Origin of the sequence: Kitasatospora sp. NPDC058406, from assembly GCF_042722765.1 — a bacterium.
Lineage (GTDB): Bacteria > Actinomycetota > Actinomycetes > Streptomycetales > Streptomycetaceae > Kitasatospora.
On sequence record NZ_JBHXKE010000197.1, the window covers coordinates 1 to 7,491 of the forward strand.

Sequence of the window (7,491 nt, forward strand, 5' to 3'; positions counted from 1 at the left end):
CCCCCCGGAGTGAGCGGCCCGTTCGCCGTGGTCGACCTGCGGTGGTGGTCCCGGTGGTCCTGGCCGGTGGTTCTGGTGCTCACGCCGGGGAGGTTCGCGGTGGCCGTCCCCGGCGGGGCGGTCACGGCTCCTGGGGGAGTACCAGCCAGAGCGCCAGGTAGATCAGGAACTGCGGGCCGGGCAGCAGGCAGGAGACCAGGAAGATCGCGCGGACGGTCCACGGGGTGAGTCCGAACCGCTCGGCGATCCCGGCGCAGACGCCGGCGATGACGCGGTTGTGGCGGGGGCGGGCGAGGCGGCTCATGGCGTACTCCGTTGCTGTGGCGCCGGTGGCCGGTCCCTCCGGCTGGCGTACCTCCATGCTCCGCCGGATTCCCGGCCGGCACCTCAGCCCGCAAGCCGATCCGGCCCCTGACGTCCTTCCCCTCGCAGGGCGACCCGGCCTCCGGGTTTTCCTCAGGGTCGCCCCGGAGGTTGGCGTGCGGACGGAGTGGGAAGTCGGCCGGTCCGACGTCTCGTGCGGGGTGCCCGACCGCACGGGGACGGCGCGCCCGCCGTGCCCGGCCGGGCACGGCGTCCCGGGCGATCCGCTGCCGTTCCGGTGTGGTTCCGCTGTCGGTCCTCGGCGATAGCGTCGTGCCATGAGCTCCTCCCTGAGTGTGTACCTGTTGGACCCCGAGGCCACGCGCGCCCTGGTCGGCTCCGGTGACGACCAGCTGCTCCAGGTCGTCAAGGACCGCTTCGGCGCGGACCTGGCGTCGGACGACGAATGGTTCGAGTCGGAGATCGAGGCCGGCGCCCCGACGGCCTACGAGGCGCTGCACGCCGTGGTGCACGCCGGGCCCTTCGTGGAGAACAGGGAGCACGCGTTCCAGTACGGCTACGCCTACAAGCGTCTCTGCGGCCTGACCGGGTCCTTCCTGGACAACTCCTCCTTCAGCCCGTTCAAGGGCGACTGGCTGTCCGTCGTCGACGAGGGCCTGAAGGCGCTGAGGATCACCGCCGTGTCCGTGTCCGAGTTCGGTTACTCCGGGCTGCCCGCGCCCGTTCCGTCCTCGTACCTGCCGGGTTGCGGCGAGTGGACGCACGAGCAGTGCCTGCGGGCCCTGGAGGAGTTCGAGGAGACCAAGCGGCAGGGGCACGCGCCGCCGCTGGAGCCGGAGGTGGTCGAGGCCGTCATGGACGTCATCAAGTGGCTGCGCCACGTCGAGGCGCGTCCGGGCTTCGGCGTCGTGGGCTTCGTGTCGTAGCGGCGTCGGGCTCGTCCCGGCCGCGGGCGGCGCCGGGACGAGGCTCGGGACCACCACTCCGGGGGCCCGCGCCCCCGGCTACGGCACGAGAACGACCTTGCCGAGGTTGCGGCGCTGTTCGATGACGGCGTGGGCACGGGCGGCCTCGGCGAGGGGGATCTCGGCGTGGACGGCCGGGCGCAGGGTGCCCGCGTCGCGCAGCTGCCAGAGCTCGCGCAGCCGGCGGGCGTGGACGTCCGGCTTGCCGAGGGCGACGGCGCGCATCTGGAAGCCGATCAGGGACGCGCCGCGGAGCAGGAGTTCGTACGCCTCGACGGTGCCGCCGCCGGAGCTGTAGGCCACCAGCCGGCCGCCGGTGGCGAGGGCGCGGACGGCGGGTGCGAGCAGGTCGCCGCCGACGCCGTCGAGGATCACGTCGTACGGGGCGCCCCAGTCGGCGTCGTCGTAGTGGACCACCTCGTCGGCCCCGAGGCCGCGCACGAAGTCGTCCTTGGCGGGGTTGCCGACGGCCGCGACGACACGGCCCGCTCCGCCGGCCCGGGCGTACTGGAGGGCGAGCGTGCCGACCCCGCTCGCGGCGGCCGTGACCAGGACGGACTCGCCGGGCTCCACGCGGGCCGACTCGTAGGCCCCGCACGCCACGAGTCCGCTGCGGACCAGGGCGACGGCCTCGACGGCGGTGGCGTCGTCGGGGATCCGGGAGGCCATCGCGGTGTTCAGGACGGCGAACTCGGCGTAGGCGTCGGCGAAGCAGAGCCCGGTGACGCGGTCGCCGACGGCGAAGGCGGCGTTGCCACCGGGTGCGCCGTCTCCCGGGCCCGTGGCGACGACCCGCCCCGCGACCTCGCCGCCGAGGGGGACCGGCCCGCCGCCCTCGCGGACCTTGCGGACGGTCGGCAGGGTGACGCCGACCGCCTCGACCCGGACCAGCAGTTCCCCGGCTCCCGGGGTGGGGGCGGCGGCCTCCTCGGCGCGGAGCGCGGTGTGGCCGTCGTCGATGTCGTGGCGGATGCGCAGCACAGGACCTCCCGGCCTAAAGTCATTGGATGTCCCAACGATAGGCCGAAAGTCATGGGGAAGTCCAATGAAAACCCGAGTAGCCTGGGACCATGACCTCGCCCCTCCAACACCTCCAGTCCCTGCCGAGCTGGCTCGCCGGTCGCGTCGCGGCGCGCGGCCGGGGCCTGGTCGCCGACGCGATCGCCGGGGAGGGACTGAGGCTCATGCAGCACGCGGCGCTGGCCGCCACCGCCGAGTACGGCCCGGTGGCCCAGGCCGACCTGGGGCGGCTGCTCGCCGTCGACCCCAAGGACATGGTCGGCATCCTCAACCACCTCCAGCGGGCGGGATACGTCCTGAGGTCCCCGGATCCGGCCGACAAGCGGAAGAACGCGGTGACGGTGACCCCGGAGGGGGCGGCGGTGCTCGCCCGCTGCGCGGCCCTGGCCGAGGCGGCCAACGAGGAGCTGCTCGCACCGCTGAACCCGGACGAGCAGCGGCAGTTGATGGCCCTGCTGGCGCGGGTCCACGAGGGGACGTAGGGCCGCCGGGCGGTGCGGGGTCGCGCGGTGGCGCCGGCTCCGGCCGGAGGGATCTCGGCCTGTCCGGGGGCGGTTCGGCCGTGGATCCGTCGGCAACCGATCCGTCGGTAGCCTGGGCGGATGACCGAGAGCCTTGATGCGACGGACTGGGCGATCCTGGCGGAGCTCCAGCGGGACGGCCGGGTCGCGTTCACGGAGCTGGCGCGGCGGGTGAACCTGAGCGCGTCGGCGACGACGGAGCGGGTGCGGCGGCTGGAGTCGGTCGGGGTGATCACGGGCTTCCGGGCGGAGGTCGACCTGGAGCGGGCCGGGTACCCGGTGCACGCCGTGGTCCGGCTGAAGTACCCGGGGCCGGGGACGCGGCACGAGCCGTTGCGGCGGTTGCTCGGGGAGCGTCCGGAGATCCTGGAGTGCCTGCGCACCACCGGGGACGACTGCTACGTCATGAAGGTGGCGACCACGTCGCTCGCGCATCTTGAGGAGATCGTCGACGAGCTGGCCCAGTTCGGGAGCACGACCACCAGCCTGGTGCTGAGCCGGACGCAGTCGTCCCGCGGCCCGGCCGCACCCCGGGCGGTCGCCGCGTCGTCGTGAGGCGGGGCGCAGGTGGCAAGGATGCAATCCGCGTGCGGTCGGGGCTCGCGTCCGGGCGTTCGTCGTCCTCCGGAGGGGTCAGGGGGTGTCCGGGGCCGGCAGGGGGTGGCCGTCGCCCGCGGACAGGCTGAACACCTTGACGTGCATGTCGGTCGTGACGGTGATCCGGTCGGGGCCCGTCCACGTCGCGGACTTGAACGCTCCGTAGCCCGGGTACTGCCCGGCCATCTCGTGGACGGTCCACCGGCGGGCGCACCAGCCGGTGCCGGCCTCGACCAGGATCGACCAGTACTGGCTCTCGGTCTCGCCTCCCGGATCGGCCTGGAGGCGTACGACGAGCGCCCGGTCGGGCCGGTCCGGGGCCTGCTCGCGGCTCATCGTCTCGGTGACGCGCAGGCCCTGGAGCAGGACGCCGCCGATCATGACCGTGATCCAGACGAGCACGGTGAAGAGCGCCGCGACGATGCGGTCGCGGCCGGGCTTCATGAAGCAGGCGGCGAGCACCAGCAGGGCGAGCGAGCAGCTGATCAGCAGTATCGGGCGGTCGAAGGCGTCGGCGACGAGCAGGTGTCCGCCCGAGCGGCTCTCCCAGATTCCCGCGGCGTACAGGCACACCGGCAGCGCAGCGGCTCTGGAGAGGAGTCGTCGCGTCGTCCGGCGATGTGCGGTGGGGAACATGTGTACGGACTATGGGACTTCGCCCGTAGGCACGTCAAGGACGGTGCACGGGTCGGAGCGGGAAGTCGGTGGTGTCGACTTTTGGTGCGGGTGCGGGTGCGGGTGCGGGTGCGGGTGCGCGGTGGTGGGCGGCGGCTGGGGCGGCAGCCGCCGTGCGGGTGGGGCGGGATCAGCGCGGTATGCGCCTGTCGGGCTCGTCGTCGGCCGGTTCGCGGTGGACCTTGAGGGCGGTGATGACGCCCAGGGCGACGGTGGTGATCGCGAGGGCGAGGAGGACGGCGAAGGCCGCGCCGACCAGGTAGTCGACGGTGCCGGGCCTCACCGCTGGATTCGCAGGAGGCGGTGGCCGAGCCGGGCGGCGAGGGCGTGGAGGAGGTCCTCGGCCTGGTCGCGGGTGAGGGGGACGGCGAGGTGCTCGCCGGGGGCGGCGTGGATGTCGAGGTCGGGGGCGAGGCGGAGTTGGAGGGGGGCGTCGGGAACGGTCTCGACGGTGACGTGGGCGACGGTGGTGCGCTCGGTGTGGACGGCCTCGGTGACGAGGGGGATCAGGAGTCCCACGGGGGGGTCGTTCCTTTCGGTGGAGCGGAGGAGGTGGAGGAGGTTGAGGAGGGTGGCGACGGGGGCGTTGCCGAAGTCGACGAGGAGGCGGCCGTCGACGGCGCCGGGGAGGGTGGCGGCGGATCCCCACTGGATGCCGAAGGGGCGGCCGAGTTCGTGGAGTTCGGCGAGGAGGGCGGTGACCTCGGGCTCGGTGTAGGTGCGGATGACGGGGTCGTGGGGGGTGAGGGGGGTGCGGTCGTGGTTCACGCGGCGGCGTCCAGTTCGAACCAGACGGATTTGCCGTTCTTGTGGGAGTCGGCGCCGAAGCGGTGGGTGAGGGCGCGGACGAGGTGGAGGCCCCGGCCGGACACCTCGTAGGGGTCGGCGGAGATACGCGGTTCGGGGAGGGCGGGGCTGTCGTCGCAGACGCAGACGCGGAGGGTGCGGGGGAGGAGGACGACGATGACGAGGGGAGCCTGGCAGTCGGCGTGCCGCCAGGCGTTGAAGTAGAGCTCGTGGAGGGCGAGTTCGGCATCGTGGACGGCGTCCGGGTGCCAGCCGGAGGAGGTGAGGGCGGCGCGCAGCTCGTTGCGGGCGGCCGACCAGTCGGGCGGGTTGAAGGTGCGCATGGCAGACCTCCGAGGGGAGAGGTGGGGAGGAGAGGAGTCGACGTGCGTCGCCGTGAGCCAGGCCGGACCGGACCCGGTTGCTCTGCGGTGCGTGAAGGCAGCAGGCGCCTACTGCCTTGGAGAAAAGCGTTACTGACGCTCCGTCGTGTGATCGGTGCAACACTGACAGTAGGGTTGCGAGTCATATTGTTGCAACCAAAACGGCAAGGTTGACCCTTGTGAGTGACGGGCCGCCGGTGGCGGCGGGTCGCGTCGATGCGGAACACTGCGGGAAGAAGGAAGGGACGCTGTGGGGCTCAGGGGAGAGATCAGTCAGCGGCAGCGCCGCTTCGGAGACGAGCTTCGCCGTCTGCGGTCGGCGGCGGGCTTGTCGGCTCCGGAGGCCGGCGCGCTGGTGGGGATGAAGAGCCCGGCGGTCAGCCACACGGAAGCGGGCCGGATCAGCCTCAACCAGGAGCGGTTGAGCGTGTGGCTGGACGCCTACGGCTGCGAGGATCCGGCGTATCGCGCCGGGCTCGCGGACATGGGGCGGGGTTCGGGCAAGGGCTGGTGGAGCGCCTTCGCCAACAAGGTCCCGGACCTTGCTCTCGATCTCGCGGAGCTGGAGGACCGGTCCGTTCGGCTGGACAGTTACGACACGCTGTACATCGCCGGGCTGCTTCAACTTCCCGCGTATGCCGAGGCCATCTACGAGGATGCCTACAAGGTCGGCGCCAGTTGGGACATCTCGACAGCGGTCGATTTCCGCATGCAACGGCAGCGGATCCTGACCGATGGCAAGGATCGGCAGTTCCGGTTCGTCATCCACGAAGCAGCTCTACGCATGCGCTTCGCCGGGGATGCCGTGATGAGGGCGCAACTGCGCCACCTCCTCGACGTGGCGGAACTGCCCAACGTCACCATCCAGGTGCTGCCGTTCACCGCCCCGAAGCACGGACCGATCTCGGCTTCGTTCCTGGTCTGCGACCCGGGATGCTCCGACCTCTCCACGATCGTTCTCTCCGGCCCCAAACGGGCCGAACATCTCGGCGATCCGACGGACGTCGGCGACTATCGCCACGCGTTCCAGCGGTTGGCCGACAACGCCTTGCCTGCCGTCGACGGGCGGAGAGACTTGTGTGAACTCCCCTCGCGAGACTCCTGGGGCCTGGTCCAACATCTCCTCTACCTGCTGCAGACCTGAAAGGCGTCCGATGTTCCACCTGTCCTGGCAGAAGTCTTCCTTCAGCGGCGCAGACGGCGCTGACAACTGCCTCGAACTGGCCCGAGGTGCTGACGGCCTGAGGCATGTTCGGGAGTCCGATGACCCGGGCACAACGCTGACGAGTGATGCCACTAGGCTCCGTGCGTTCCTCCTCGCGGCCAAGGCCGGCGAGTTCGACCACCTGGTCTGACACCAATGTCGGGGGTGTATGTGAACCGGATCGATTGGCAGAAATCCAGCTTCAGCGATGCTGATGGCGGAAGCACGTGCGTCGAGCTTGCCTACGGCAGCGGAGACGTCCGCCACCTCCGCGAATCAGATGACTCGGATGCCGTCATCGCTACCGACGTGGTGAGGCTCCGCGCCTTCCTCCTCGCGGCCAAGGCCGGCGAGTTCGACCACCTCATCTGAACCGCGCTTCTCCCCGCCCCGGAGGATCTCACTGATGAACGCCGACACCTGGCGTATCCGACTCATCGTCCGCACCACCCAGGTCGGCGTCATCGGCGGGACCCTCTGGGGCGCCCTCGTCGCCCTCATCGCCTTCCGCTCCACCTCCGTACCCCTCGGCGCCATGGTCGGCCTCCTCGTCGGCACCTTCATCTCCATACCGACCGGCTCCCTCCTCTCCGCCCTCCCCAAGCGCCTCGCCTTCCACCACTTCTCCGCCCCCGCCCTCGGCGCCGTCCTCACCGGGACCGCCGGCTACCTCGTCCTCTCCCACGTCCTCGACGTGCCGCACGTCCTCTTCCGCGTCGGCGTCGCCTCGCTCTTCGTCCTCTCCACCGTCCTCGCGGCCACCGCCTTCCACTTCGCCGTCCGCACCCTCCGCCCCGGTGCACGCAGTAGTGAACAGCGCTTTCGTCGTGGTGGTGCGTACGAGCGACTGTTCCCGTGGCGCCACCGCTCACCGTTGGACGGCCTGTAATCGCTGGAGCGAGGTCCCTTGGGCTGCGCAGGAAGTCGGCAGATCCGACTTCCTGCGCAGCCACCGCCGCCGCCGATTTACGCCGACCCGCGGACTCGGTCGTTTCGGGGTGGTGGTGCACAACTCA

Annotated in this window: 13 protein-coding genes; 7 read left to right on the top strand and 6 right to left on the bottom strand. The window is 71.4% G+C overall.

Annotated elements, in window-relative coordinates:
- Nucleotides 1–121: 121 nt before the first annotated feature.
- Complete coding sequence (locus tag ACFWOG_RS30230) at nt 122–304, bottom strand: PspC domain-containing protein (protein ID WP_329885295.1); 183 nt, start codon at nt 302–304, stop codon at nt 122–124.
- 337 nt (nt 305–641) lie between these two features.
- On the opposite strand from ACFWOG_RS30230, the gene ACFWOG_RS30235 reads away from it, so the two are divergent.
- A complete protein-coding gene (locus ACFWOG_RS30235) occupies nt 642–1,250 on the top strand; it encodes a hypothetical protein (RefSeq protein ID WP_329947718.1) in 609 nt (202 codons plus the stop codon).
- Between the two features lie 78 nt (nt 1,251–1,328).
- Here the strand turns inward: ACFWOG_RS30235 and ACFWOG_RS30240 are convergent, their stop codons facing one another.
- The gene (locus ACFWOG_RS30240) at nt 1,329–2,270 is read right to left on the bottom strand and encodes a zinc-binding alcohol dehydrogenase family protein (RefSeq protein ID WP_380362093.1); all 942 of its coding nucleotides are present in this window, start codon (nt 2,268–2,270) and stop codon (nt 1,329–1,331) included.
- Between the two features lie 89 nt (nt 2,271–2,359).
- Between ACFWOG_RS30240 and ACFWOG_RS30245 the strand changes: the two genes are divergently transcribed.
- On the top strand, nt 2,360–2,791 hold the full coding sequence (locus tag ACFWOG_RS30245; RefSeq protein WP_380362095.1) for a MarR family winged helix-turn-helix transcriptional regulator: 432 nt from the start codon (nt 2,360–2,362) through the stop codon (nt 2,789–2,791).
- A 120-nt stretch (nt 2,792–2,911) separates the two neighbouring features.
- On the top strand, nt 2,912–3,385 hold the full coding sequence (locus ACFWOG_RS30250; RefSeq protein WP_329885292.1) for an Lrp/AsnC family transcriptional regulator: 474 nt from the start codon (nt 2,912–2,914) through the stop codon (nt 3,383–3,385).
- Nucleotides 3,386–3,463: 78 nt separating this feature from the next.
- Here the strand turns inward: ACFWOG_RS30250 and ACFWOG_RS30255 are convergent, their stop codons facing one another.
- From ACFWOG_RS30255 to ACFWOG_RS30270, 4 genes are all read right to left on the bottom strand, one after another.
- On the bottom strand, nt 3,464–4,063 hold the full coding sequence (locus ACFWOG_RS30255; protein WP_329885291.1) for a hypothetical protein: 600 nt from the start codon (nt 4,061–4,063) through the stop codon (nt 3,464–3,466).
- Nucleotides 4,064–4,232: 169 nt separating this feature from the next.
- Nucleotides 4,233–4,385: a hypothetical protein gene (locus tag ACFWOG_RS30260; RefSeq protein WP_329947716.1), complete on the bottom strand. Its 153-nt coding sequence runs from the start codon at nt 4,383–4,385 to the stop codon at nt 4,233–4,235.
- Nucleotides 4,382–4,870: a hypothetical protein gene (locus ACFWOG_RS30265; protein ID WP_380362099.1), complete on the bottom strand. Its 489-nt coding sequence runs from the start codon at nt 4,868–4,870 to the stop codon at nt 4,382–4,384. Before ACFWOG_RS30265 ends, ACFWOG_RS30260 begins: the two co-directional genes overlap by 4 nt.
- Nucleotides 4,867–5,232 (bottom strand): ATP-binding protein, encoded by a 366-nt coding sequence (locus ACFWOG_RS30270; protein ID WP_380362101.1) that lies wholly within the window; start codon nt 5,230–5,232, stop codon nt 4,867–4,869. Before ACFWOG_RS30270 ends, ACFWOG_RS30265 begins: the two co-directional genes overlap by 4 nt.
- 289 nt (nt 5,233–5,521) lie before the next feature.
- Here ACFWOG_RS30270 and ACFWOG_RS30275 point away from each other — a divergent pair, with 289 nt between their 5' ends.
- Genes ACFWOG_RS30275 through ACFWOG_RS30290 form a run of 4 tightly spaced genes read left to right on the top strand, consistent with a single transcriptional unit; the run spans nt 5,522 to nt 7,364 of the window.
- A complete protein-coding gene (locus tag ACFWOG_RS30275) occupies nt 5,522–6,415 on the top strand; it encodes a helix-turn-helix domain-containing protein (RefSeq protein WP_380362103.1) in 894 nt (297 codons plus the stop codon).
- Between the two features lie 10 nt (nt 6,416–6,425).
- Nucleotides 6,426–6,626, top strand: coding sequence for a DUF397 domain-containing protein (locus ACFWOG_RS30280; protein WP_329947713.1), 201 nt, complete (start codon nt 6,426–6,428; stop codon nt 6,624–6,626).
- Nucleotides 6,627–6,646: 20 nt separating this feature from the next.
- Nucleotides 6,647–6,847, top strand: coding sequence for a DUF397 domain-containing protein (locus ACFWOG_RS30285; protein WP_355403593.1), 201 nt, complete (start codon nt 6,647–6,649; stop codon nt 6,845–6,847).
- Between the two features lie 34 nt (nt 6,848–6,881).
- Nucleotides 6,882–7,364, top strand: a complete 483-nt coding sequence (locus tag ACFWOG_RS30290; RefSeq protein WP_380362105.1) for a hypothetical protein — start codon at nt 6,882–6,884, stop codon at nt 7,362–7,364.
- Nucleotides 7,365–7,491 lie beyond the last annotated feature (127 nt).

What these genes read in the sequence shown, in the direction of transcription:
- ACFWOG_RS30255 (WP_329885291.1), bottom strand. Translation starts at nt 4,063, where the DNA reads ATGTTCCCCACCGCACATCGCCGGACGACGCGACGACTCCTCTCCAGA.
- ACFWOG_RS30270 (WP_380362101.1), bottom strand. Translation starts at nt 5,232, where the DNA reads ATGCGCACCTTCAACCCGCCCGACTGGTCGGCCGCCCGCAACGAGCTG.
- ACFWOG_RS30230 (WP_329885295.1), bottom strand. Translation starts at nt 304, where the DNA reads ATGAGCCGCCTCGCCCGCCCCCGCCACAACCGCGTCATCGCCGGCGTC.
- ACFWOG_RS30245 (WP_380362095.1), top strand. Translation starts at nt 2,360, where the DNA reads ATGACCTCGCCCCTCCAACACCTCCAGTCCCTGCCGAGCTGGCTCGCC.
- ACFWOG_RS30280 (WP_329947713.1), top strand. Translation starts at nt 6,426, where the DNA reads ATGTTCCACCTGTCCTGGCAGAAGTCTTCCTTCAGCGGCGCAGACGGC.
- ACFWOG_RS30290 (WP_380362105.1), top strand. Translation starts at nt 6,882, where the DNA reads ATGAACGCCGACACCTGGCGTATCCGACTCATCGTCCGCACCACCCAG.
- ACFWOG_RS30235 (WP_329947718.1), top strand. Translation starts at nt 642, where the DNA reads ATGAGCTCCTCCCTGAGTGTGTACCTGTTGGACCCCGAGGCCACGCGC.
- ACFWOG_RS30250 (WP_329885292.1), top strand. Translation starts at nt 2,912, where the DNA reads ATGACCGAGAGCCTTGATGCGACGGACTGGGCGATCCTGGCGGAGCTC.